Origin of the sequence: Micromonospora sp. CA-263727, assembly GCF_050942455.1 — a bacterium.
GTDB lineage: Bacteria > Actinomycetota > Actinomycetes > Mycobacteriales > Micromonosporaceae > Micromonospora.
In genome coordinates this window covers 1,197,495-1,221,249 of the sequence record NZ_CP192031.1, presented here as the reverse complement: position 1 = coordinate 1,221,249, position 23,755 = coordinate 1,197,495, and the positions used below count along the sequence as shown (strand labels likewise).

Sequence of the window (23,755 nt, the reverse complement as noted above, 5' to 3'; positions counted from 1 at the left end):
CGGTCGGGTGGATGTCGCGTCCGCACCGCGCGGCACCCACCCGACCCTCAGCTCAGCGCAGCAGCTCGACGGTGTTGTTGCGGACCAGGTTCTTGCCCGGCTCGCGGATCTGTTCCATCGCGGCGGAGTTGAGCAGCACGCAGCTGCCCGACGGGCCGGTCACGGTCACCGTGGTGGCCTTGTTGTTGTCCAGGTTGGTCACCCGCAGCCGGGTGCCCACCGGGAACTGGTTGCTGGTGGCGGCCGGCCCGGCGGCCTCCTCGAAGAAGGTGATCGCACCCTGGCAGGCCGACCTCGGAGCCGACCCGTCGACGGGCCGCTCGGCCGGCGGCGAGGCCGAACCCGGCCGGTCGCCGACCGCGCCCGGTCGCTCCGGCTGCGCCACCGCGCCGCCCACCCGCTCGACGACGTTGCGCCGGATGACGTTCTTGCCCGGCTCGCGGAGCAGCTCCATGGCGGCCGAGTTGAGCAGCACGCAGCTACCCGAGGGGCCGACGACGGTCACCTCCGCCGCCTTGTTGTTGTCCAGGTTTGTCACCCGCAGCCGGGTGCCCACGGGGAACTGGTTGCTGGTGGCGGCCGGTGCGCCCCCCTCGGCCGAGAACGTGATCGAACCCGGGCACACGCTCTGCCCGGCCGGTGCGCTGTCAGCGAACCCGAGTCCGGTGCCCACCGCCACGGCCGCCGTGGCGACCACCGCCACCCCCGCCGCCAGCATGTGCTTCCGCTGCAGCCTCACCTGTTTTCCTCCCGTCCTCACAGCCTGACTTCAGGTGCTGGTACGGCCTGTGAGCGTTAACCAGTTCAGCCCAGTGACCCGTATCGAAAACAAAGTTTCGATTGAACGTTCCGGCCGGCCGTTCGGCCCAGGTCGGACCGCCCCCCTTCACACCGCTCCGTAGCGGGTGCGGGCGGCCCCGGTCAGCAGTGCCCAGTACCGGTCGCCGTAGGACCAGTGCCACCACTCGGTGGGATAGTTGACCAGGCCGGCGCTGGTCAGCGCGCGAGCCAGGGTCCGGCGGTTCGTCCGGGCCGTCGCGCCGACCGTCGGCGCGTCGGTGAAGCAGGCGTTCTGGCTGGCCTCGGGGGTGGCGTCCACCGGGGTACCCATGTCCAGCTCGACACCGTCGCCGGTGCAGAGCGTCAGGTCCACCGCACCCCCGGTGCTGTGCGGGGCCACCTCGACCGGCGAGACGAACTTGGTGGTCTCCTGGTAGACCCGCTCCGATGTCCACTCCGGATGGTTGCGGCGCAGCTCGTCCCGGTAACCGGTGAAGATGTCCAGCTGTGCCTGGTACGGCCGGTACCCCTCGACCACCAGCAGGCGCAGCCCGGGTGGCAGCGCGTCCTGTGCGGCCAGCAGCCGCTCCACCACCCCCTTGCGTAACCGGGCGTACGCCCCGGCGGGGTCGGCCGCCCGCTCGTCCAACCGCAGGTCGGGTATCGCGCGTACGTCGATCAGCGGCTCGCCGTCGTCGAATCCGGGCACCGCCGCGACTCGCGGGTCGCAGAGCAGGATCATCGGGGATCCTGCGGGCCGGTGGGCCGCTGCGCGTGTCGGGCGAAGGCGAGGGCCACCAGCCGGTCCACGATCTCGCGGTAGCCGACGCCGGCCGCTGCCCACACCTTCGGGTACATGGAGTGCGCGGTGAAGCCGGGCATGGTGTTGAGTTCGTTGACGTACAGCTCGCCGGCGGCCTCGTCGTAGAGGAAGTCGACCCGGGCCAGTCCCCAACCGCCGATCGCGGCGAACGCGCGTATCGACAGGTCCTGGATCCGCTCGGTCACATCGTCGGGTAGGACGGCCGGCACGATCATCGGGTCGCTGTCGCCGAGGTATTTCTGCTGGTAGTCGAACCAGCCGCCGGTGACCCGCACCTCACCTACCGCCGACGCCTCCGGGCGTGCCCCACCGAGGACCCCGCACTCCAGTTCCCGGCCGGTGACTCCCTGTTCGACGATGATCAGGTTGTCGTGCCGTAGCGCTTCCTCGATCGCCTCCGCCAGGTCGTCTCCCTCGGCCACCCGGGAGATGCCGATCGAGGAGCCCATCCGGGCCGGCTTGACGAACAGTGGCCGGCGCAGGCCCACCACCAGCTTCTCCGGGTCCTCGGTGGCCTGGTAGGTCTGCCCGTCGAACGAGACGTGCGGCGTGCAGGGCACCCCCTCGGCACGCAGTGCCCGCTTCATCGCCACCTTGTCCATGCCGACCGCGGAGGCGAGGATGCCGCATCCCACGTACGGCACGCCCAGCGATTCGAGCAGCCCCTGCACCACGCCGTCCTCGCCGTACGGCCCGTGCAGCACCGGGAAGACCACGTCCAACTCGGCGTGCGCCGTGCCGGGCGCGTCCACCGCGGTGACCACCGCGGTGCCCCGCTGCCGCCCGGCCCGCAACTCCACGGTCGGTCCGGCCACGGTCAGCCGGTCGTCGATGGCCCGCTCCGCCCCGCTGCCATGCAGGTACCCGGCCAGCACCGCGTCCGGGACCAGCCGCAGCCCACCGGTGCGGGTGATCCCGACAGCGACCACGCGGTACCCGTCACCGGTGAGCGCCCGCGCCACGCCGAGCGCCGAGGCACACGACACCTCGTGCTCCGCCGACGGCCCGCCGAACAGGACCCCGACCCGAACCGGGGGTCGCTGGCCGTCGCCCCGCCGCGCTCCGTCCCTGGCCTGCTGACGATCGCTACTCATGCCGTTACCTCTTCCTCGACTCGGGCGGTGGTCGCCAGCCGGGCGACCAGGTCCGCCTCCACGTTTCCGCCGGTCAGCACCACACCGACCGTGCGCTGCCGGCGCTCACCGGCACCGGACGCCCCTCCGGCACCCGACGCGCCGTCGGCCGCCAGCCGCAGGGCGCCGGCCAGCCCGGCCGCGCCGGAGGGCTCGGCCAGCACCTTCAGCTCCATCAGGAGCAGCCGGAAGGCGTCGGCGATCTCGTCGTCGTCCACCCGCACCACCCCGCGCAGACGGTCACGCAGGACGGCGAACGGCAGCCCGCCCACACAGGACGGGCGCAGTCCGTCGGCGATCGTCGGCGCTGGCGCGACCGGGACCGGGCGACCGGCCGCCAGGCTGCGGGCCAGCGAGTCACAGCCGCGCGGCTCCACGCCGTACACCTCGATCTGCCGACCGGCCACGGCCAGGCAGGCACCGGCCACCCCGCCGCCCCCACCGACCGGCAGCACCAACGCGTCCAGTGGGGTACCGAGCCGCTCGGCCTCCTCGATCAGCTCGACACTGGCACTGCCCTGCCCGGCGATGACGTCCGGATGGTCGTACGCGTCGACGATCGGGTAACCGGTCTCGGCGCTGATCCGCCGGGTCACGCTCAGCCGCTCCTCGACCGTGGTACCCATCAGGACCACACTCGCTCCCGCCGCGCGGGCCAGGGCCACCTTCGTCGGCGCCGCGTCGACCGGAAGCACCACCGTGGCGGCCAACTCGAACCGCCGGGCCGCGAGCGCCACCGCCACCGCGTGGTTGCCGGTGCTCTGCGCCACCACCCCGGCATGCCCGGCCGCGGCCAGCCGGCCGACCGCGAACAGCCCGCCGCGCATCTTGTACGAACCGCCGGCCTGTAGGTTCTCCGCCTTCAACAACACCCGGGCACCGGCCAGCCGGTCGATGGCCGGCGCCCGCAGCACCGGGGTGCGCAGCACCCGGCCGTCGAGCCAACGGGCCGCCTCCGTCACGTCGATCAGAGCCTCGGCGGCTCCGGACGGGTCGGTATGGGACATGTTCACTCCCTCAAGATCAGTCAACGCGGAGCCGCCGGCACGGACGGCGCTGGTGCCACCGGCGGGGACGGCCGGGTTGCCGGCCGACCGGTGGCCGAGTTCCGCTTGGGCAGGTCGAACAACCACGTCGCCCGGGCAGCCAGCAGCAACCGGTGCAGGCCGAGGCTGAGCGCCAGCACGACGACCGTGAGCGAGAACGGGAAGCCGATGGCCAGCGCGAACCGGGCGGAGTCGTCCAGACCGGCGATCGGATCGGCGATCAGTCGATGCAGCAACGCCAGCACCGGCATGTGGATCACGTAGATCGGCAACGTCTGCCGGCCGAGGGCGGCGAGCGGCTGGCCGACCGCCGACCATCGGGCCAGCCGGACCGCCCCGGCGATGCCGAACAGCACCGCGACGAGCGAGACCACCAGCGCCACGCCGGGTAGCCGGGCGGCACCGGTCGCCGCCACGGCGGCCAGCACGGCGGCGTACGCGCACGCCGCCAGCCACAGCCGGCGGCCGGTGACCGCATCGGCCCACCGCTGGAGGTACCCGCGCAGGTACAGGCCGGCCAGGAAGAACACCAGGTTCTGGTAGAGACCGCCCCGGTTGCCCGGAGTGTCGAGCAGCCCGGCCGCCGCGACGGCGCTGAGCGCCCCCGCCGCCGCCAGCGGTACCGCCGGATGGACCCGTCGCAGCGCCTTGGCCAGCACGAAATAGAGCGCCAGCGCGTAGAGGTACCAGAGGTTGGACGGGGTGATCGTCAGCTGTGCCAGCAGGTCACCGAGGCTGGTCGCCCGGTCGGTCGGGAAGCCGGGGGCAAGGGCGAGCACGGCGGTGTGGATCAGCAGCCAGACGCCGTACAGGTAGAGGAAGCGGGCGATCCGTGGCCGGCCGACCGCGCGCCAGGGCCGCTGCACGGCGTTCGCCGCGAACATTCCGGAGATGGCGAAGAAGAGCGGCATCCGCATCGGCAGCAGCAACTCGCCGAGGGTCCCCCAGGCGCCGGCCACCGGCACGGTGAGCCGCCAGTCGATCTGGAGGTAGTCCTTCATGATCACATGCCAGAGCAGCACCAGGAGGATGCAGCCACCCTTGGCGACGTCCGCCCAGTCAAGCCGGTCGCCCGCCGGTGCCGCCGGCTGCTCGCTGTTGCTCACGGGGTCTCCTCTCGCAGGATGGGCGGGGCTGGCCGGTATCGGGCACGCCGAAGGCCGGGACGCCGCGCCCGGCGGTACGTCGAGTGCGGAAGCCCGCTGGTTCACTCCGCACCGGGGGTACTTCGCCGCGTTCACGCCGCACCGGGCGCGGTCAGGGTTGCTGGCCCGGCAGACCGCCGGCGCGGTCAGGGTGCGTTGGGTAGCCGGACCTCCACCCGCAGTCCGCCGTACTCGGCTGGTCGGGCGGCGATGAGGCCGTCGTGCGCCTGGGTGATCGAGCGGGCGATGGCGAGGCCGAGACCCGCGCCACCGCTCTGGTTCGTGCGGTCCCGGGCCAGCCGGCGGAACGGCTCGAAGAGCCCCGCCACCGCCTCGGCCGGCACCACCTGGCCGGTGTTGACCACGGTCAGCGCCGGATCCCGGCCGACCGCGACGGTGAGCGTCCCGCCCGGCCGGTTGTACTTGATCGCGTTCTCCACCAGGTTGGTCACCAGGCGTTCCAGCAGCACCCGCTCACCCATGACCACCCGGGTCACGAGATGGGTCTCCACGGTCACCCCGGCCGCCTCGGCCCGCTCCCGGTAGGCGGCGAGCACGGTGCTGACGACCTCGTCGAGGCGCAGCGGGATGCGCGACCGCAGCCCCTCGTCGCTCTCGCTGAGCGCGAGCAGCCCCTCGATGAGCCGCTCGTTGCGCTCGTTGGTCTCCAGCAGCTGACCGGTCAACAGTTCGAGCTGCTCTGCGGTGGGCGACCGGGCCATGCCCACCTCGATCAGCGTCCGCTGCACCGCGAGCGGCGTACGCAGCTCGTGGGAGGCGTTCGCGGCGAACCGGCGCTGCCCCTCGTACCCGGCGGCGATGCGCTCCATCATCTCGTCGATCGACCGGGCCAGCCGGGCCAGTTCGTCCTTGCCGCTCGGCCGGATCCGGTGGCCGAGGTTCTGTGGCCCGACGTGTGAGATCGGCCCGGCGAGGTCGCGCAGCGGGCGCAGGCACCACACCGCGGCGGCCCAGATCCCGGCCAGCACACCCAGCAGGACGATGAGCCCGGTCAGTGGGACGGCCGGGCCGGCGAGGGCTCGCGCCGCCTCGCACACGACGCCGGACCCCGGCAGCCCCACGTCGCAAACCGCGCGAGCCCGGAACGACAGCTCGTCGAAGACCACCACCGTCAGACCGGGCAGGATGGCCCCGACGAGGAGGGCGAGCGCGCCGATCAGCACGATGCGCCAGCGCAGGGTCATGCCGGGCCGCCGATCCGGTAGCCGGCCCGGGGCACGGTGTGGATGACCTGCGGCGCGCCGAGCTTCTTTCGCAAGGTCATCACGGTGACCCGGACGGTGTTGGTGAACGGGTCGGCGAACTCGTCCCACGCCTGTTCGAGCAGTTCCTCCGCGCTGACCACCCGGCCACCGGCACGCAGCAGCACGTGCAGCACGGCGAACTCCTTCGGGCTCAGGCTGACCGGGTGGCCGTCCCGGGTGACCGTGTGCCGGGCCACGTCCAGCGCGACGCCGTGCATCTCCAGCACCGGCGGCACCGCCGGAGCGGACCGCCGGCCGAGGGCCTGCACCCGGGCAACCAGCTCGGCGAAGGCGAACGGCTTGGTCAGGTAGTCATCGGCGCCCAGCCCCAGGCCCTCCACCCGGTCCCGGATGCCGGCGGCGGCGGTGAGCAGCAGCACCCGGGTGCCGCTGCCGGAGGCCGCGAGGCCACGGCACACCTCGTCGCCGGTGTGCCCGGGCATGTCCCGATCCAGCACGGCCACGTCGTACCGGGTCACCCCGATCCGCTCCAGCGCACCGTCGCCGTCGTAGCAGACGTCGACCGCCATGGAGAGGCGACGCAACCCCTCGGCGACCGTGTCCGCCAACAACCGCTCGTCGTCCGCCACCAGCACCCGCACGCTTTCCACACCCCCGTGGCCCGTCGCCATCCGACCTACGTTCTCAGGCAGAAGTTAAGGGCTACGTAAACGCCTGCCGCAGCAATCCTCCACGCCACCGCCCGACGTACCCATTTGGCGATCCGGGGTGAGCTGGGTCACCATGGGCGCGAGGAGGTCGCCCGTGGTCGACCCGTGGCTCGCCCTGGAATTCGGCGCCGATCCGGCAGAGCGGATCGCGCAGGTCGGCGCGGCCCACGAGGCGTTCCTCACCGGCGGCTCGGAGGCGGCCCGACGCACCGACCGGCACCTCCGTGACGTGGTGGCGCGCTCCTGGAACCGCTCGGCCCGGCTGCTCGACCCGGAGGCCACCCCGCCGGTCGAGCTGACCGACAACGCCCTGGCCAGCTACCGCGCGGCCCACCCCCTCGCCCGTGTCCTGCCACTCTTCCGCGACCTGCTCGGCGGCATCGCCACCGACGGCGCCCACCTGATGGCGGTCTGCGACGAGCACGGGCGGCTGCTCTGGGTCGAGGGCCATCCCGGCGTGCTCCGGCACGCCGAGCGGATGAACTTCGTCCCCGGCGCCCGGTGGGACGAGACGCACGCCGGCACCAACGCCCCCGGCACCGCCCTGGCCGTCGACCACAGCGTGCAGATCTTCGCGACCGAACACTTCGCCCGGCCGGTGCAGCGCTGGACCTGCGCCGCCGCGCCGATCCACGACCCGGCCAGCGGACGGCTGCTCGGCGCGATCGACATCACCGGCGGCGACCACCTGGCCACCCCGCAGAGCCTCGCCCTGGTCCGGGCCACCGCCCGAGCGGCCGAGGCGCAACTCGCCGCCGACGGGCCGGTCGAGCCGGGCGTCCGGCACATCGCCGCGCTCGGCCGGGACGAGGCGGAACTGCGGGTGGACGGGCGTCGGATCCGGCTCGGGCGGCGGCACAGCGAGCTGCTCGTGCTGCTGCTCGACCATCCCGAGGGACGCACCGGCGAACAGCTCGGCCTCGACCTCTACGGCGACGACCGGCTGCACCCGGTCACCCTGCGCGCCGAGCTGTCCCGGCTGCGCCGGGTGCTCGGGCCCGAGCTGCTCGACTCCCGCCCGTACCGGCTGCGCGGCACCGTCCGCGCCGACTTCCGTACCGTCACCGAACTGCTGGCCGGTGGCGATCCGGCGGGGGCGCTCGACGCGTACGCCGGACCGCTGCTGCCCGGCTCCGACGCGCCGGGAGTGACGCGACTGCGCCGGCTGGTCGACGGCCAGCTCCGCGCGGCGGTGCTGGCCGCCGGGGACCCGGCGCTGCTCGCGGCTTGGACGGCGACGCCCGCCGGTGCCGACGACCTGGCCGCCTGGCAGGTCCTGGCCCGGGCGCTGCCGCCGGGCGCGCCCCGCCGGCCGCTCGCCGTGGCGCGGATCCGCCAGCTCAGCATCGAGTACGGCCTGCCGTACGCAACGTCGCTGCAACGTACCGGTAACTAGCCTCCCGCCATCACCACCACACCGACGGCGGAGGTGCACCATGACGCGCTACGACGCGCCCACCCACTGGCAGTCCCGCTACGACCACTTCATCGGCGGCGAGTACGTCAAGCCACACGGCGGCCGATACTTCGAGAACCCCACCCCGGTGACCGGGCAGACCTTCTGCGAGGTGGCCCGGGGCACCGCCGAGGACGTCGAGAAGGCCCTCGACGCCGCGCACGGCGCCGCCGACGCCTGGGGCCGCACCCCGGTCGCCGAGCGGGCCCTCATCCTCAACCGGATCGCCGACCGGATGCAGGAGCACCTGGAATCCCTGGCCATCGCCGAGACCTGGGAGAACGGCAAGCCGGTACGCGAGACCCTGGCCGCCGACATCCCGCTGGCCATCGACCACTTCCGCTACTTTGCCGGCGCTATCCGGGCCCAGGAGGGCTCACTGGGCGAGCTGGACGACGACACCGTGGCGTACCACTTCCACGAGCCGCTCGGCGTCGTCGGGCAGATCATCCCGTGGAACTTCCCGATCCTGATGGCGACCTGGAAGCTGGCCCCCGCGCTCGCCGCCGGCAACGCGGTGGTGCTCAAGCCGGCCGAGCAGACCCCCGCCTCGATCCACTACTGGCTGTCGCTGGTAGCCGACCTGCTGCCGCCGGGCGTGGTCAACATCGTCAACGGCTTCGGCGTCGAGGCGGGCAAGCCGCTGGCGTCCTCGCCCCGGGTGGCCAAGGTCGCGTTCACCGGCGAGACCACCACCGGGCGGCTGATCATGCAGTACGCCAGCGAGAACATCAAACCGGTCACCCTGGAGCTGGGCGGCAAGAGCCCGAACATCTTCTTCGACGACGTCAGTGCCGCGTCCGACGACTTCCTGGACAAGGCGCTGGAAGGCTTCACCATGTTCGCCCTCAACCAGGGTGAGGTCTGCACCTGCCCGTCCCGGGCGCTGATCCAGCAGGGCCACTACGCCGACTTCCTGGCCGCGGCCGTCTCCCGCACCGGCCAGGTCAAGCAGGGACACCCGCTGGACACCGAGACGATGATCGGCGCACAGGCGTCGAACGACCAGCTGGAGAAGATCCTGTCCTACCTGGACATCGGCCGGCAGGAGGGCGCCCGGGTGCTCGCCGGTGGCGCGCGGGCCGACCTGGGTGGTGAACTCTCCGGCGGATACTACGTCCAGCCGACCATCTTCGAGGGCGACAACTCGATGCGGATCTTCCAGGAGGAGATCTTCGGCCCGGTGGTCTCGGTGACCTCCTTCGCCGACCTGGACGACGCCGTGAAGATCGCCAACGACACCCTCTACGGGCTGGGCGCCGGCGTCTGGACCCGGGACATGAACACCGCGTACCGGGCCGGGCGGGCGATCCAGGCCGGCCGGGTCTGGACCAACTGCTATCACGCGTATCCGGCGCACGCGGCGTTCGGCGGGTACAAGCACTCCGGCATCGGCCGGGAGAACCACAAGATGATGCTGGAGCACTACCAGCAGACCAAGAACCTGCTGGTCAGCTACGCCCCGAAGAAGCTGGGCTTCTTCTGATGAGCGCCCCGGACGGCGCGGCCCGCAGGGCCGCGCCGCCGCCGGCCACCGTCGCTCCGGCAGTGGTCTCGGTGACCCCGGCGGCAGCCGAGTTGATCCGGTCGCTGCGGGGGCAGCACGGGCCGCTGATGTTCCACCAGTCCGGCGGCTGCTGCGACGGCAGCGCCCCGATGTGCTACCCGGCCGGCGAGTTCCGCACCGGCTCGTCCGACGTCCTGCTGGCGGCTCTGGAAATCGAGGGGGTTGCAGAGCCGGTGGAGTTCTGGATGTCGGCGGCCCAGTGGGAACTGTGGAGGCACACCCGACTCACCGTCGACGTGGTCCCCGGCCGAGGCAGCGGCTTCTCCCTGGAAGCCCCCGAAGGCCTCCGCTTCCTGATCCGCTCCACCCTAGCCCCCTGACACGCTCGTCGTACGGCGGTGATCCCTCCGTCGGCCTGGATCCAGCCGTGGCTGTCGAGGGGGGTCACCATCGACTCAGGGCGACGGGCAGCGCTGTCAGGCGATCTGACGGAGATCGTCGCCGTAGTCGAAGATGATGCGGAGCCGGGCACCGAGCGCGTTGGCATAACGACTCAACGTGGCCACCTCGTTCACGTCGAGGTCACCGTTTTCGATCTGGCTGACCCGTCCCGGCGTGACACCCATGAAATCGGCCACCTGCCGCTGCGTGAGCCCCAACCTCTTGCGTTCCTCAGCGAGGTGAAAGGCGTTAACCCACGCCTCGGTGCTGGCCCGCTCCTTCTCGTAGGCTGCCTCGTCACCGCCAAGCTCCTCACGCACCTCATCCCAGTCGTGGAACTCGGTCACAGCTCCCCCCTTCGCTCGCGCTCGTTGTCCAGCCACGCCTTGTACGCGACCTCCGCCAACGGAATGTTCTCCTGGTACCACCGCGTCCAGTTCTGCGACTTGTTGCCGGCGACCAGGAGAACCGCCTGCGACCAGGGGTCGAACACGAAGAGCACACGGATCGCCACCTCCCGGCCCGATCTCGGCCGAAGCTCTTTGAGGTTGCTGATATTGCTTCCGCGGAGCGTGTCCACGAGAGGACGTCCCAGTCCCGGCCCGGTCTCCGCCAGCATGTCGACGGCCACGCGGACGCGTTCATAGGTTTCCGGATCACGTCGCCGCAGTTCCTGAAGCCATCGGCGAACATCTCCGGTGACCCGAACCTGCCAACGGCGGCGTCCTGCACGCATGCGTCAACTATAGCCCGAGCTAAACTTTCCCGCTGGCCTCTGCCACGCCCCCAGGTTCAGCGGGCGTCTAGGAGGGGTTGGGTGGGGTTCCAGGGGGTTCCGGTGGTGGCGTCGCGGCGGCGGCGGGCGATGGCCGACAGCGCCTCCAGCACCACGCGGTTGCCCAGGTAGGCGGTGATGTCGGCGTGGTCGTAGGGCGGGGCCACCTCGACCACGTCCACCCCGACCACCGGGAGTTCGTAGCAGACCCGGCGGACCGCGTCGAGCAGCTGCCGGGAGGTGAGGCCGCCCGGCTCGGGGGTACCGGTGCCGGGCGCCATGCCGGGGTCGACCACGTCCACGTCGACGGAGAGGAACACGGCCTCGCACTCGTCGGTCGCGATCCCGAACGCCTCGGTGAGGCAGGAGTCCAGGCCACGGGCCACGATCTCGGTCATCTCGTACGAGCGCATCCGCTGCTCGGCCATCCACCGCAGCGTCTCCGGCCCCGGCCAGTAGCCGCGCAGTCCGATCTGGAGGAAGCGGTCGCCGCGTACCGCGCCGGACTCGATGAGCCGGCGCATCGGCTGGCCGTGCCCGTGCAGCGAGCCGAACTCGATGTCCCCGGTGTCGGCGTGCGCGTCGAAGTGCACCAGCGACACCCGGCCGAGCCCGTGGTGGCGGGCCACCCCGGTGGCGTCGGGCAGCGCGATGGAGTGGTCGCCGCCGAGCACCACCGGGATCGCGCCCGCCGAGGCCACCGCGTACACGGCCGATTCCAGTGCGCCGAGTGACCGCTCGATGTCGCCGGAGAACATCTCCACGTCACCGGCGTCGTACACCCGCAGGTCACGCAGGGCGTCGACGCGCAGGGCGAGCGACGGTCGGGAGCCGTCGTGCGGCAGGTAGCAGGCCTGCCGGATGGCCGACGGGCCGAACCGGGTGCCGGGCCGGTGCGAGGTGCCGCCGTCGAAGGGCGCGCCGACGATGACCACGTCGGCGTCCGCGTACGTCGCCGGCTCCTCGATGGTGCACGGCGGCACGCCGAGGAACGTGACGTCGGGGCCGAACATCGGGCCATAGCGGGTCATCTCACCGCTCCTGGATGCCCCACGGCGAGCCGTAGCCGGTGAGCAGATCGAGGAACGGTGTCGGCGGCAGCGCCTCCGGGCCGAGCACCCCGGCACCCGACCACGCGCCGGTGGCCAGCAGTTCCAGGGCGACCACCGGGTTCACCGCGGTCTGCCAGACCACCGCCTGGTGGCCGTACTCGCGCATCGACCACTCGTTGTCGACCACGTGGTAGAGGTAGACCTCGCGCGGCCGGCCGTCGACCCCGACGCCGCGTACCCACGTGCCGGCGCAGGTCTTGCCGCGCATCCGGTCGCCGAGGGTGGCCGGGTCGGGCAGGCAGGCGGCCACCACGTCGCGCGGTGAGACGGACACCCCGCCCACCCGCACCGGGGACGTCGCGGAGAGGCCGAGCTTGTGCAGCGTCTTGAGCACCTCGATGAACTCGTCGCCGAGGCCGTACTTGAAGGTGACCCGCTTCGCCGGCACCCAGCGCGGGATCAGCAGCACCTCCTCGTGTTCGACGTTGACGCACTCGACCGGCCCGATGCCCTCGGGGAAGTGGAACACCTCGGGCTCGCTGAACGGCTCGGTGGTGAACCAGCCCCGGCCCGCCTCCCAGATCACCGGCGGGTTCAGGCACTCCTCGATGGTGGTCCAGATCGAGAAGGAGGGCGCGAAGTCGTAGCCGTCCACGGTCAGGTTGGCCCCGTCGCGTACCCCGATCTCGTCGATCTCACCGAACAGCTCGTCGGCGGCGTACCGGGCGAAGATGTCCGACAGGCCGGGCTCGACGCCGATTCCGCAGAGCGCCAGCCGGCCGGCGGCCTCCCACTGCCCGGCCACCGCGAACTGCTCGTCGCCGAGTTTCACGCCGGTCTGCGCGTGTGGGTGGTCGGGGTGCGGGTGGGAGAGCGACATCGCCATGTCCAGGTAGTCCGCGCCGGCCGCGTACGCGCCGTCGAAGATCGGCATGACGAACCGCGGGTCGACCGCGTTGAGCACGTGGGTGATCCGGTGCTCGCGGCAGAGCGCGGCGACCGCCGCCGCGGAGGAGGCGTCGACCGCAGCGGCGACGAAGCGGGAGTCCTGGTCGGCGACCGCCCGCGACGCGCGGCCGGGATCGTAGTCGGCGACCACCATGGTCTCGAAGAAGGCGCGTCGGGCGGCGATGGCGACGACGGCGGAGCCGACGCCACCCGCGCCGACGAGCAGGATACGCATCACGAATCGAACCCCAAACCAAACCGATCGAGAGTACGGAGCCAGCGGTCGCGCCGTCCCGCCCGCGCATCGGCACGGGCCTCGGAACGTGAGCTGGACGGGGTCATGGCCGGCTGCCTGCCCGGGGTTTCGGCACGGGCGCGGCCACTGCCGCCCGCCGGGCCTGCCGGCCGCGCAGCGAGCTTGCCAGCACCAGCAGCAGCGCGACCAGGAACATGGCCGTTCCGATGACGTTGACCTGCGGCGGGATGCCCCGCTGGGCGGCACCCCAGACGTACATCGGGAACGTCACGGTGGTGCCGGAGTTGAAGTTCGTGATGATGAAGTCGTCGAAGCTGAGCGAGAAGGCCAGCAGAGCGGCGGCCACGATGCCGGGCAGCACCAGCGGCAGGGTGATCCGCCGGAACGTCTGCCACTCACTGGCGTAGAGGTCCATCGCGGCCTCCTCCAGCCGCCGGTCCATCCCGGCCAGCCGCGCCTTGACCGTGACCACCACGAACGACACGCAGAACATCACGTGCGCGATGACGATGGTCCAGAAGCCCAGCGGCACCCCGCCGGCCACGAAGAGGGCGAGCAGCGAGGTGCCCATCACCAGCTCCGGCGTCGCCATCGGCAGGAAGATCAGCACGTTGAGCCCGGACCGGCCGCGGAACTGGTGCCGGACCAGCGCGAACGCCATCAGCGTGCCGAGCGCGGTGGCGGCCACCGTGGCGATGAAACCGATCTGCACGCTACGCAGCACCGCGTCGCACATGTCCGAGGTGGCGCAGGGGTTGCGCCAGTTGTCGAGGGTGAACTCGTTGAAGTCGTACGACAGCCGGCTGGACGGGCGGTTGAACGACAACGCGGCGACCACCGCGATCGGCAGGAACAGGTAGCCGAGCACCAGCAACGCGACGCCCATCACCCAGTGCTGAGCGAACCAGCGGGACACGCGGGTCACGACGCCTGCCTTTCGTTCGCGACTGCGGGGCACCGCTGCGCTGCACTCCTCGCGCTCACAGAACCTCCTCCGTGCCGGCCCGGCGCAGGTAGACGAAGACCACCGCGAGGATCGCCGACATCAGCAGGAAGGAGAGCGCCGCGCCCTGCGGGTAGTCCAGCCGGACCAGGAAGGCCGAGTCGATGACGTTGCCGATCATGTACTGGTTCGGGGTGCCGAGCAGTTCGGCGTTGATGTAGTCGCCGGTCGCCGGGATGAAGAAGAGCAGGGTGCCGGCGATCAGGCCGGGCATCGACAGCGGCAGGGTGACCCGCCGGAACGTCTTCAACGGGCTGGCGTAGAGGTCGCTCGACGCCTCCAGCAGCCGGTAGTCGAGCCGCTCCAGGCTCGCGTACAGCGGCAGCACCAGGAACGGCAGGAAGTTGTACGTCAGGCCGAGCACCACCGCGATCGGGGTGGCCAGCAGTCGCCCGTCCGGGCCGAGCAGGTGCACGTCGCGCAGCAGCCCGACCAGCCACCCGTTGTCCGACAGGATGGTCTTCCAGGCCAGCGTGCGCACCAGGAAGCTGGTGAACATCGGCGCGACCACGCAGACCAGCAGGAGGTTCTTCCACCGACCGGCCTTCTGCGCGATCGCGTACGCCAGCGGGTAGCCCATCAGCAGCCCCAGCACCAGCGCGATGCCGGCGTACAGGAACGACCGGCCGAACTGCGGCCAGTACTGCTGGAGCGCGGTCGGATAGTTGCCGAACGCCCAGGTCAGCTCGTAGCCGGTGGAGAGCGAGCCGTCCGGGTCGTAGAGGCTGGCGGCGGCGAGCTGCAACAGCGGCACGGCGAAGAAGAGGAACAGCCAGGCCGCGCCGGGCAGCAGCAGCAGATACGGCAGGAACCGGTGCCGCCCCGGGCGGGCGGCTGGCGGCGGCGACGCCGGCTGCCCCGAGGCCGTGGGGACGTGAGCCAGCGCAGTCACGCCGCCGCCTCGCCCCGCTCGCCAGCGGCGTGATACGCCTCGCTGCGGTGCCCGATGGTTCGCTCGCTCACGAGGACGCCCCCACCGGCTCGTCGAGGACGGGGGTGGTGCGGTCGTCGTCGTCGGCCCGGCGGCCGAGCAGGAAGGCGTGCCGCGGGTCCCAGTACCCGACCGCTCGGCTGCCCGGCACGAACCGATGCTGCGCGCCGCTGTTGGCGGCGAAGACGCTCACCTCGGTGCCCCAGCCGGTGCGCAGCAGGTACTGGGTGCTGACCCCGACGTAGGAGGCGTCGCTGATCGTCCCTTCGAGGTACTGGCAGCCGGCGGGCACCTGGTTGGCGGAGCCGGTCAGGTGCAGCTTCTCGGGGCGGATGCCCAGGTGGACCGGGCCCCGATCGGTGCGGGCGCGGGCGGCCGGCACGGAGAACCGGGCGCCGTGGGCGGTCACCAGGAGCTGGCCTCCGCTGCCGCCGGTGACCTCGCCGGCGATCAGGTTGGACTGGCCGAGGAAGTTGGCCACGAAGGCGGTGGCCGGGAACTCGTAGATCTCGGCGGGCGGGCCGAGCTGCTCGATCCGCCCGGCGTTCATCACCGCGACCGTGTCGGCCATCGTCATGGCCTCCTCCTGGTCGTGGGTGACGTGCACGAAGGTGATCCCGACCTCGGTCTGGATCCGCTTGAGCTCGATCTGCATCTGGCGGCGCAGCTTGAGGTCCAGCGCGCCGAGCGGCTCGTCGAGCAGCAGCACCTGTGGGTGGTTGATCAGTGCCCGGGCCAGGGCGACGCGCTGCTGTTGCCCGCCGGAGAGCTGGGCGGGGCGGCGTCGCTCGTAGCCGTCGAGCTGCACCAGCGACAGCATCTGCCGGACCTGCTGGTCGAACGAGCGGATGCCGCGCCGGCGCAGCCCGAAGGCCACGTTCTCGAAGATGTCCAGGTGCGGGAAGAGCGCGTAGCTCTGGAACACCGTGTTGACCGGCCGCTTGTACGGACGCAGCCGGGCGATGTCCCGATCCCCGAGCAGCACCTGCCCGCTGGTCGGCTCCTCAAGTCCGGCGATCATCCGCAGGGTGGTCGTCTTACCGCAGCCGGACGCGCCGAGCAGGGCGAAGAACGAGCCCTGCGGAATCGTCAGACTCAGGTCGTCGACGGCGGTGAAAGCGCCGAACGTCTTGGTGAGGTTTGCCAGCCGCAGATCGCCGGCCGGAGTCTCCCGCGCCATCATCACGCTCCGATAACCTGCTGGAACTTGGTCTCGTACTCGCGCTCCTGCTTCTCGTCCAGCGCCATGAAGACCCGCGCCTTGGAGAGCATCGACTCGTCCGGGAAGATCAGCGGGTTGGCGGCGAGTTCCGGGTCGATCTTCTCCATCTCCGCCTGCGCGCCCTGGACCGGGCAGATGTAGTTGACGTAGGCGGCGAGCTGGGCGGCGACCGCCGGATCGTAGTAGTAGTTGATCAGCTCTTCGGCGTTGGCCTTGTGGGTGGACCGGTTCGGCACGAGCATGTTGTCCGACCAGAGCGTCGCACCGGATTCGGGGATCACGAACTTGATCTGCTCGTCGTCGAAGCCGAGTTGGACGATGTCACCGGACCAGCCGATGCAGGCCGCGATGTCCCCCTTGGCCAGGTCCGGCGCGTAGTCGTTGCCGGTGAACCGGCGGATCTGCCCGGAGCTGACCGCCTTCTTGAGCTTGTTGAGCGCGTCGTCGAACTGGTTGGCGGTGAAGTCGCCCGGATTGTGCCCGTTGGACATCAGCAGCAGCCCCATGGTGTCCCGCATCTCCGTCAACGCGGTCACCTTGCCCTTGAGGTCGGGGCGGGTGAGCAGCTCGTCGACGGTGCGGATCTCCTGGGTGACCCGGCCGTTGTAGGCGAGACCGGCCAGGCCGGACTGCCACGGGACGGCGAGGTGGTTGTCGACGTCGAAGGGACGGTTACGCAGCGACGGCAGCAGGTTGGCCTCGACGTTGGGCAGCCTGGCCTTGTCGAGCTTCTGGAGCCAGCCCAGCCGGATCATCCGGGCCGCCATCCAGTCGGTCAGCACCATGACGTCCCGCCCGGTGCTCTGACAGGCGGCGAGCTGGTTCTGCACCTTCCCGAAGAACTCGTTGTTGTCGTTGATGTCCTCGGTGTAGGTCACCTGGATGCCGGTTTTACTGATGAATTCGTCCAGCGAGGGACGCTTTGCGTTGTTGTCCTCGTCCACGTCCATGTACTGCGGCCAGTTGGAGAAGGCCAATTTCTTCTCCGTACCGGACAGGTCCTCGCTGACGCAGCCGTCCTCGGTCTGCTGGGCGCCCTTGGTGCCGCAGCCGGCGAGGGTGCCGCCCGCGGCGAGCAGTGCGGCCGAGCCGAGGGTGCCAGTGAGCAGACCACGCCGGGTGAGGGGCCGGAAGGCACTACGCATGTGACGACTCCTAGAGGGTCATCGTCGGCGGCGGGACGGGGGTGGGCGCGCCGGCGGGAGGGTCAATGGCGATGGACGACTGATCCTGACATGAGGAGACCTCTCTCACAAGGGATTCCGTTGCTGGGATAGCCCTGGACGACGAATTACGCCAGACTGCCCGATGCCACTAGGCTCAGCCCGGTGATGGACATGGGGAGCGGTCGATGACGAACCGGCAGCAGGACAGCGGCAACGGTGGACGCCGGGTCAGCGTGCGCGAGGGTGCGAGTCACGCCCTGCTCGACGACGTCGCCAAGCAGATCATCGAGCAGTTGCAGGAGGACGGACGCCGGCCGTACGCGACCATCGGCAAGGCGGTCGGCCTCTCCGAGGCGGCGGTACGCCAGCGCGTACAGCGCCTGCTCGACGCCGGGGTGATGCAGATCGTCGCGGTGACCGACCCGCTCCAGCTGGGGTTTCCCCGGCAGGCGATGATCGGCCTGCGGACCGACGGCGACCTGGAGGCGGTGGCCGACCGGATCGCCGCCCTGGAAGAGGTCGACTACGTCGTGATCACCGCCGGCTCCTTCGACCTGCTGGCCGAGGTGGTCTGCCGCAACGACGAACACCTGCTGGAGATCCTGCAACGGCTGCGCGCGGTCTCCGGCGTGCTCTCCACCGAGGCGTTCGTCTACCTCAAGCTGCGCAAACAGACCTACAGCTGGGGCACCGCCTGACGGCGCGGAGTGCCGGCGACGAACGCCCGCCCGGCATCCGGGGCGAAGGCGCCGACCCGAAGATCCCCACAACTTCAGGGATGTTGCCGCCTCAACGCACGCTGAGACAGCACCAACAGGAAAGTTGTGCGGATCATGAACGCGAGGCGGGGAGGGGGAGGGGCCGCGGTTGGGTGGTTGGCGAGGCCGGATGCGGATTCCGTTGCGGAAGTCGCAACAGCTTGCTAAATCCGTTGCATCAGGGCACGAAGTCAACCGATAGCACTTGCCTTTCGGCGTGGGGCTGTGGGATAACCGTGGGCAGAGTGGCCGGTGACCCCTGACCGGCCCGAGAACCGATGGGGCTGACATGGCCAACGCCACCGACCACCTCTGGATGCACTTCACCCGGATGGCGAGCTACTCCGCCGGCGAAGTACCGACGATCGTGCGCGGCGAGGGCGCGTACGTCTGGGACTCGCAGGGCCGGCGCTACCTGGACGGGCTCGCCGGGCTCTTCGTGGTCAACGCCGGCCACGGCCGCACCGAGCTGGCCGAGGCCGCCGCCAAGCAGGCCGGCGAGCTGGCCTACTTCCCACTCTGGTCGTACGCCCACCCGACCGCCGTGGAGCTGGCCGAGCGGATCTCCGCGCTCACCCCCGGCGACCTGAACCGGGTCTTCTTCACCACCGGCGGTTCGGAGGCGGTCGAGGCGGCCTGGAAGCTGGCCCGGGCGTACTTCAAGCGGACCGGCAAGCCGACCAAGCACAAGGTGGTCAGCCGGTACATCGCCTACCACGGCACCTCGATGGGCGCCCTGTCGATCACCGGCCTGCCCGGCATCAAGGCCGATTTCGAGCCGCTGGTGCCGGGCGGCATCAAGGTGCCGAACACCAACTTCTACCGCGCCCCGGAGCACGGCGACGACCCGGTGGCGTTCGGTCGCTGGGCCGCGGAGGAGATCGCCCGCGCGATCGAGCGGGAGGGGCCGGAGACCGTCGCGGCGGTCTTCCTGGAGCCGGTGCAGAACTCCGGCGGCTGCTTCCCGCCGCCGCCCGGATACTTCGAGCGGGTCCGCGAGATCTGCGACGAGTACGACGTCCTGCTGGTCAGCGACGAGGTGATCTGCTCGTGGGGCCGGCTCGGCGAGTACTTCGGCGCGACCCGCTACGGCTACCAGCCCGACATCATCACCACCGCCAAGGGCATCACCTCGGGCTACGCCCCGCTCGGTGCCATGATCGCCAGCGATCGGCTGATGGAGCCGTTCCTGACCGAAACCGGCATGTTCGCCCACGGGGTGACCTTCGGCGGTCACCCGGTCTCCTGCGCGGTGGCCCTGGCCAACCTGGAGGTCTTCGCCCGTGAGGACCTGGTCGGGCACGTACGCGCCAACGAGGGTGCCTTCCGCACCACCCTGGAGAAGCTGCACGACCTGCCGATCGTCGGCGACGTCCGCGGCGACGGCTACTTCTACGGCATCGAGCTGGTCAAGGACAAGACCACCCGGGAGACCTTCGACGAGGCGGAGTCCGAGCGGCTGCTGCGCGGCTTCCTCTCCGGCGCGCTCTTCTCCGCCGGGCTCTACTGCCGGGCCGACGACCGGGGCGACCCGGTGGTGCAGCTCGCCCCGCCGCTGATCGCCGGGCAGCAGCACTTCGACGAGATCGAGCAGATCCTGCGGGCCGTGCTGACCGAGGCGTGGTCCCGCCTCTAGGCCCTGATCTCCGCAGCCACTTCCGGCCGGGCCCGACCGCCGACTGCGGCGCGGCCCGGCTGGCACCATCAGGAGCGACCGTGCGCTACCAGGACCTGTCCTACTGGCTCTCCACCGTGGACGAGCCGCTGACCCCGCGCCCGCCGCTGGCCGGCGAGGCCGAGGCCGACGTGGTCATCGTCGGAGCCGGGTACACCGGGCTCTGGACGGCGTACTACCTCGCGGAGGCCGACCCGACGCTGCGGATCGTCGTCCTGGAGCGTCAGGTCGCCGGGTTCGGCGCCTCGGGGCGGAACGGCGGCTGGTGCTCGGCGCTCCTGCCCACGTCGCTGCCGGCGCTGGCCCGCCAGCACGGGCGGGACGCCGCGATCGCCATGCAACGCGCCATGCACGACACCGTGCGCGAGATCGGCCGGGTCGTCGTGGCCGAGGAGATCGACTGCCACTGGTCGTACGGCGGCACGGTGGTGCTCGCCCGCAGCGGGCCGCAACTTGAGCGGGCCCGCGCGGCGGTCGCCGAGGCGCGGGAGTTCGGGTTCGGCCCGGCAGATCTCGACCTGCTCGGACCGGACGAGGCGGTGGCCCGATGCGCCGCCGAGGGGGTACTCGGCGGCACGTACACCCCGCACTGCGCGGCCGTGCATCCGGCCCGGCTGGTGCGTGGCCTGGCGCGGGCGGTCGAACGCCGGGGCGTGACCATTCACGAGCGCACCCCGGTGACGGCGATCCGGTCCGGTGCGGCGGTGACCCCGGCCGGCACGGTCCGCGCGCCGGTGGTGGTCCGCGCCACCGAGGGATACACCCCGGGCCTGCCCGGACACCGGCGCGCCATCGCACCGGTCTACTCGCTGATGGTCGCGACCCCGCCGCTGCCGGCGGCCACCTGGGAGCAGATCGGCCTCGCCGAGCGGGAGACCTTCTCGGACCACCGGCACGTCATCATCTACGGCCAGCGCACCGCCAACGGTCGGCTCGCGTTCGGTGGGCGGGGTGCGCCGTACCACTTCGGGTCGCGGATCCTGCCGGGCTTCGACCGGGAGCCACGGGTCTTCGCCGCGCTACGCCGTACGCTCGGCGAGCTGTTTCCGGTGCTCGGCCCGGACGTGCCGCTGACGCACGCCTGGGGCGGGCCGCTCGGGGTGGCCCGGGACTGGGCCGCCTCGGTCGGCTATCACCGGGCCGACGGGCTGGCCTGGGCGGGCGGGTACGTCGGCGACGGCGTCGGCACCAGCAACCTGGCCGGGCGTACGCTGGCCGACCTGATCCGGGGCGAGCGCACCGACCTGACCCGACTCCCGTGGGTCAACCACCGTTCCCCCCGCTGGGAGCCGGAGCCACTGCGCTGGCTGGCGGTGAACGCCGGCCTCAGGATCATGTCCTCCGCCGACCAGGCGGAGTCCCGCACCAACCGCCCCTCCCGCCGAGCCGCCGCCTTCTCCCGCCTCCTGGGCCACTGACCCGCCCCCTCCCACGCGTTGGCCGGGAGTGGGAGCGCGGCAAGGGGTCAGTAGCTGGGGGGGATCACGCGGAGGTGGCCGCGGCGGGAGGTGGGGGGCGTGGTGGGCTGGTCCTGGTCGTCCTGGGGCGGCCGGGGGGCGGGACGGGCGGCCTCGCGCACGGCCTCGGCGAGAGCGACCAGGTCGTCGGGGGTGGGCGGCGGCGGCTCGAACTCGCCCTCGTGCCGGACCACCTCCCAGCCCCGGGGAGCGGTCAGGCTCCGGGCGTGCGGCTCGCAGAGGTCGTAGGTGTGCGGCTCGGCGAAGGCGGCCAGCGGACCCACCACGGCGGTCGACTCGTTGTAGACATAGGTCAGTGTGGCGACCGCTTGCCGGGGGCAGCCGTTACGGGAGCAGCGCCGTGGTGACCTCACGCGCGCAGGGTATCTCCATTACCGGCTTCGGCGCACCGCTTCGCGTTCCGACACGCCCGTCTTGGTGATCACAATTCTCGTCCGGCGACGCGGCGCGCCAGCCGGCGGCGGGCAGACGCGAACCGGGTGACGGCGACGCGGCGCGCCACGATGGCGGCGCTGATGTGGCCGGGTCCGACCGGAAGCTACCCTTTGGCTCATGACGAGCCCGGAGAACCGCCGCCCCGGCTCCGGCCGGCGTGCCCACCGCGACCGGCACGGACGCGGCCTGCGCGGGCGGCTGGTGCCGGCCACCGTGCCGCTGGCGCGGACCAAGGCGGAGATCTTCGACGACCTGGTGCTGGACACCGTCGAGTCGCTCGAACGCCGGTTCGCCAAGGAGCTGGCCGGGGTGGAGTTCGCCGTCGAGGACGTCCCGCCCGACCTCAACGTCTACGACTCCGACGTGCTGGAGGACGGCGAGGTGCCGCTCGCCCGGTTGCTGCCGGGACGACCGGGCCGGCAGGAGGCGCCGCCCCGGATCGTGCTGTACCGGCGTCCGTTGGAGTTCCGGGCCATGGACCGGGAGGATCTCGCCGACCTGGTGCACGACGTGATCATCGAGCAGGTGGCGAACCTGCTCGGCGTCGACCCGGACGAGTTGTCCTGAGCCGTCACCGGTCAGTCTCGCCCGACGCCCCGGCCGGGCACCGGCGCCAGGCTCACCCGGCTACCGCCGCGGCCCCCACCGCGACGGTCTCCGGTCCGACCCGGGCGGACGCCCCCCGACCGCCCAGGCCCGACCTGTCAGGCTGCCCGGCGCTTGAGCTTGCGCCGCTCCCGCTCGGAGAGCCCGCCCCAGATCCCGAACCGCTCGTCGTGACCGAGAGCGTATTCGAGGCATTCCGTCTTGACCTCGCACCGCGAGCAGATCCGCTTCGCTTCGCGGGTCGAGCCGCCCTTCTCGGGGAAGAACGCCTCCGGGTCGGTCTGCGAGCACAACGCCCGCTCCTGCCACTCCGGCGCGTTTCCGAGCAGGTCGGCCGCCTCGAGCTGGCCGTCCATCAGTTGCCTCCTTGTCGCGCACCGGCGTCATCGCCGCTGCAACCCCCCACGCGAAAGGCGTGCTTGTCCGTCCGGTCCCCTTTTGTTGCGTTCCGTGCGAACAACCCCATTCAAATTACACGTGTGTAATACGTGCGCCGTCAAGCCAAACTTGATAATGGAGTCGCCCTCCCGACACGCACACCCGGACTGTCGTCCGGACCACCCGGCCTCGCCCTGCCCTATCGATTCAGACCCCGACCGAGTAACGCCCTCCCCGGCGAGTTGCCCGAGTTTTCTCCCGTGGCGCACGGCACGCCCGGAGGCGACGGACCCTGCGGCGGCCCCCGGAAAGCCACCCGGCAAGATCGGTTGATCTTGACCCGCAAGGTTAACGCGACTTCGCCAACCCTGCCCGCCGGGCGGGTGAACGACGAGCGCGCCCCGTCCACATTGTGGACGGGGCGCGCTCGTCGGTATCCTCGGCGGCGTCAGCCGGTAGCCGGAGAGGTGCTGGTGGGCCAGGTGAACTCGGCGACCGCGCCGCCGGCCACGGCGACCGTGCCGGCCGGCGTGTCGTCGTCCCACCAGACGGTATATACCCCCGCGGGCAGGTCCGGAAGGACGGCACTGTGGAACGTGCCGTCCCGGACCTGGCGCTCGCGCACCGCGGCGTGGGTCCGCGGCTCGCCCTCCCGGTCGGCCCGACTCACCTCGATCTCCCGGCCCAGCAACTGCCGTCCGGTGTGAATGATCAGTGCACCGGTGTCGCCACCCAGGTTGAGCATGACGGTCGCGGTGGCCGTCGGCCCGTACGAGTGCGAGTGGACGTGGGAATGCTCGGTCAT

The 23,755-nt window shown here is 71.4% G+C and carries 25 protein-coding genes; 7 read left to right on the top strand and 18 right to left on the bottom strand.

The features are described 5' to 3' along the window. Positions 1-52: 52 nt before the first annotated feature. From ACQPYA_RS05680 to ACQPYA_RS05650, 7 genes are all read right to left on the bottom strand, one after another. Positions 53-739, bottom strand: a complete 687-nt coding sequence (locus ACQPYA_RS05680) for a hypothetical protein (RefSeq protein WP_433531585.1) — start codon at positions 737-739, stop codon at positions 53-55. Between the two features lie 147 nt (positions 740-886). Then, positions 887-1,522, bottom strand: a complete 636-nt coding sequence (locus tag ACQPYA_RS05675) for a M15 family metallopeptidase (protein WP_433531584.1) — start codon at positions 1,520-1,522, stop codon at positions 887-889. Beyond that, the gene (locus tag ACQPYA_RS05670) at positions 1,519-2,697 is read right to left on the bottom strand and encodes a D-alanine--D-alanine ligase family protein (protein WP_433531583.1); all 1,179 of its coding nucleotides are present in this window, start codon (positions 2,695-2,697) and stop codon (positions 1,519-1,521) included. The genes ACQPYA_RS05675 and ACQPYA_RS05670 overlap by 4 nt, the downstream gene beginning before the upstream one ends. Continuing rightward, a complete protein-coding gene (locus ACQPYA_RS05665) occupies positions 2,694-3,743 on the bottom strand; it encodes a threonine ammonia-lyase (protein WP_433531582.1) in 1,050 nt (349 codons plus the stop codon). Before ACQPYA_RS05665 ends, ACQPYA_RS05670 begins: the two co-directional genes overlap by 4 nt. Positions 3,744-3,763: 20 nt before the next feature. Then, on the bottom strand, positions 3,764-4,888 hold the full coding sequence (locus tag ACQPYA_RS05660) for an acyltransferase family protein (RefSeq protein ID WP_433531581.1): 1,125 nt from the start codon (positions 4,886-4,888) through the stop codon (positions 3,764-3,766). A gap of 185 nt (positions 4,889-5,073) precedes the next feature. Next, positions 5,074-6,132, bottom strand: coding sequence for a sensor histidine kinase (locus tag ACQPYA_RS05655; RefSeq protein ID WP_433531580.1), 1,059 nt, complete (start codon positions 6,130-6,132; stop codon positions 5,074-5,076). After that, positions 6,129-6,794: a response regulator transcription factor gene (locus ACQPYA_RS05650; RefSeq protein WP_433533390.1), complete on the bottom strand. Its 666-nt coding sequence runs from the start codon at positions 6,792-6,794 to the stop codon at positions 6,129-6,131. Before ACQPYA_RS05650 ends, ACQPYA_RS05655 begins: the two co-directional genes overlap by 4 nt. Before the next feature lie 163 nt (positions 6,795-6,957). On the opposite strand from ACQPYA_RS05650, the gene ACQPYA_RS05645 reads away from it, so the two are divergent. Genes ACQPYA_RS05645 through ACQPYA_RS05635 form a run of 3 tightly spaced genes read left to right on the top strand, consistent with a single transcriptional unit; the run spans position 6,958 to position 10,206 of the window. Beyond that, positions 6,958-8,259, top strand: coding sequence for a GAF domain-containing protein (locus tag ACQPYA_RS05645; protein ID WP_433531579.1), 1,302 nt, complete (start codon positions 6,958-6,960; stop codon positions 8,257-8,259). A gap of 40 nt (positions 8,260-8,299) precedes the next feature. Further along, positions 8,300-9,805, top strand: a complete 1,506-nt coding sequence (adh, locus tag ACQPYA_RS05640) for an aldehyde dehydrogenase (protein WP_433531578.1) — start codon at positions 8,300-8,302, stop codon at positions 9,803-9,805. Beyond that, positions 9,805-10,206 (top strand): DUF779 domain-containing protein, encoded by a 402-nt coding sequence (locus ACQPYA_RS05635; protein WP_433531577.1) that lies wholly within the window; start codon positions 9,805-9,807, stop codon positions 10,204-10,206. The genes adh and ACQPYA_RS05635 overlap by 1 nt, the downstream gene beginning before the upstream one ends. Positions 10,207-10,302: 96 nt before the next feature. Here ACQPYA_RS05635 and ACQPYA_RS05630 read toward each other — a convergent pair whose 3' ends face one another. The 8 genes from ACQPYA_RS05630 to ACQPYA_RS05595 all read right to left on the bottom strand — a co-directional run bounded on the left by ACQPYA_RS05630 (position 10,303) and on the right by ACQPYA_RS05595 (position 17,599). Continuing rightward, positions 10,303-10,614 carry a helix-turn-helix domain-containing protein gene (locus ACQPYA_RS05630; RefSeq protein ID WP_433531576.1) on the bottom strand — a complete coding sequence of 104 codons (312 nt, stop codon included), beginning with the start codon at positions 10,612-10,614 and terminating at the stop codon, positions 10,303-10,305. Continuing rightward, complete coding sequence (locus tag ACQPYA_RS05625; RefSeq protein ID WP_433531575.1) at positions 10,611-11,003, bottom strand: type II toxin-antitoxin system RelE/ParE family toxin; 393 nt, start codon at positions 11,001-11,003, stop codon at positions 10,611-10,613. Before ACQPYA_RS05625 ends, ACQPYA_RS05630 begins: the two co-directional genes overlap by 4 nt. Positions 11,004-11,059: 56 nt before the next feature. Beyond that, positions 11,060-12,073, bottom strand: coding sequence for an agmatinase (speB, locus tag ACQPYA_RS05620; protein ID WP_433531574.1), 1,014 nt, complete (start codon positions 12,071-12,073; stop codon positions 11,060-11,062). 1 nt (position 12,074) lies between these two features. Continuing rightward, positions 12,075-13,277, bottom strand: coding sequence for a saccharopine dehydrogenase family protein (locus ACQPYA_RS05615; protein WP_433533389.1), 1,203 nt, complete (start codon positions 13,275-13,277; stop codon positions 12,075-12,077). A gap of 103 nt (positions 13,278-13,380) precedes the next feature. Beyond that, on the bottom strand, positions 13,381-14,223 hold the full coding sequence (locus ACQPYA_RS05610; protein ID WP_433531573.1) for an ABC transporter permease: 843 nt from the start codon (positions 14,221-14,223) through the stop codon (positions 13,381-13,383). Positions 14,224-14,278: 55 nt separating this feature from the next. Continuing rightward, a complete protein-coding gene (locus tag ACQPYA_RS05605; RefSeq protein ID WP_433531572.1) occupies positions 14,279-15,193 on the bottom strand; it encodes an ABC transporter permease in 915 nt (304 codons plus the stop codon). A 67-nt stretch (positions 15,194-15,260) separates the two neighbouring features. Beyond that, positions 15,261-16,415 carry an ABC transporter ATP-binding protein gene (locus ACQPYA_RS05600; protein WP_433531571.1) on the bottom strand — a complete coding sequence of 385 codons (1,155 nt, stop codon included), beginning with the start codon at positions 16,413-16,415 and terminating at the stop codon, positions 15,261-15,263. Next, positions 16,415-17,599: an extracellular solute-binding protein gene (locus tag ACQPYA_RS05595; protein ID WP_433531570.1), complete on the bottom strand. Its 1,185-nt coding sequence runs from the start codon at positions 17,597-17,599 to the stop codon at positions 16,415-16,417. Before ACQPYA_RS05595 ends, ACQPYA_RS05600 begins: the two co-directional genes overlap by 1 nt. A gap of 206 nt (positions 17,600-17,805) precedes the next feature. On the opposite strand from ACQPYA_RS05595, the gene ACQPYA_RS05590 reads away from it, so the two are divergent. From ACQPYA_RS05590 to ACQPYA_RS05580, 3 genes are all read left to right on the top strand, one after another. Next, positions 17,806-18,318, top strand: a complete 513-nt coding sequence (locus ACQPYA_RS05590) for an Lrp/AsnC family transcriptional regulator (protein WP_433531569.1) — start codon at positions 17,806-17,808, stop codon at positions 18,316-18,318. A gap of 349 nt (positions 18,319-18,667) precedes the next feature. Further along, complete coding sequence (locus ACQPYA_RS05585; RefSeq protein ID WP_433531568.1) at positions 18,668-20,014, top strand: aspartate aminotransferase family protein; 1,347 nt, start codon at positions 18,668-18,670, stop codon at positions 20,012-20,014. Positions 20,015-20,094: 80 nt separating this feature from the next. Further along, a complete protein-coding gene (locus ACQPYA_RS05580) occupies positions 20,095-21,471 on the top strand; it encodes an NAD(P)/FAD-dependent oxidoreductase (protein ID WP_433531567.1) in 1,377 nt (458 codons plus the stop codon). A gap of 47 nt (positions 21,472-21,518) precedes the next feature. Here the strand turns inward: ACQPYA_RS05580 and ACQPYA_RS05575 are convergent, their stop codons facing one another. Next, positions 21,519-21,884, bottom strand: a complete 366-nt coding sequence (locus ACQPYA_RS05575) for a DUF3499 domain-containing protein (protein ID WP_433531566.1) — start codon at positions 21,882-21,884, stop codon at positions 21,519-21,521. 199 nt (positions 21,885-22,083) lie between these two features. On the opposite strand from ACQPYA_RS05575, the gene ACQPYA_RS05570 reads away from it, so the two are divergent. Further along, on the top strand, positions 22,084-22,533 hold the full coding sequence (locus ACQPYA_RS05570; RefSeq protein WP_433531565.1) for a metallopeptidase family protein: 450 nt from the start codon (positions 22,084-22,086) through the stop codon (positions 22,531-22,533). 137 nt (positions 22,534-22,670) lie between these two features. Here ACQPYA_RS05570 and ACQPYA_RS05565 read toward each other — a convergent pair whose 3' ends face one another. Together ACQPYA_RS05565 and ACQPYA_RS05560 are read right to left on the bottom strand one after the other, a co-directional pair. Continuing rightward, positions 22,671-22,928 carry a WhiB family transcriptional regulator gene (locus ACQPYA_RS05565; RefSeq protein ID WP_013731688.1) on the bottom strand — a complete coding sequence of 86 codons (258 nt, stop codon included), beginning with the start codon at positions 22,926-22,928 and terminating at the stop codon, positions 22,671-22,673. Between the two features lie 470 nt (positions 22,929-23,398). After that, positions 23,399-23,755 (bottom strand): phospholipase, encoded by a 357-nt coding sequence (locus ACQPYA_RS05560; RefSeq protein WP_433531564.1) that lies wholly within the window; start codon positions 23,753-23,755, stop codon positions 23,399-23,401.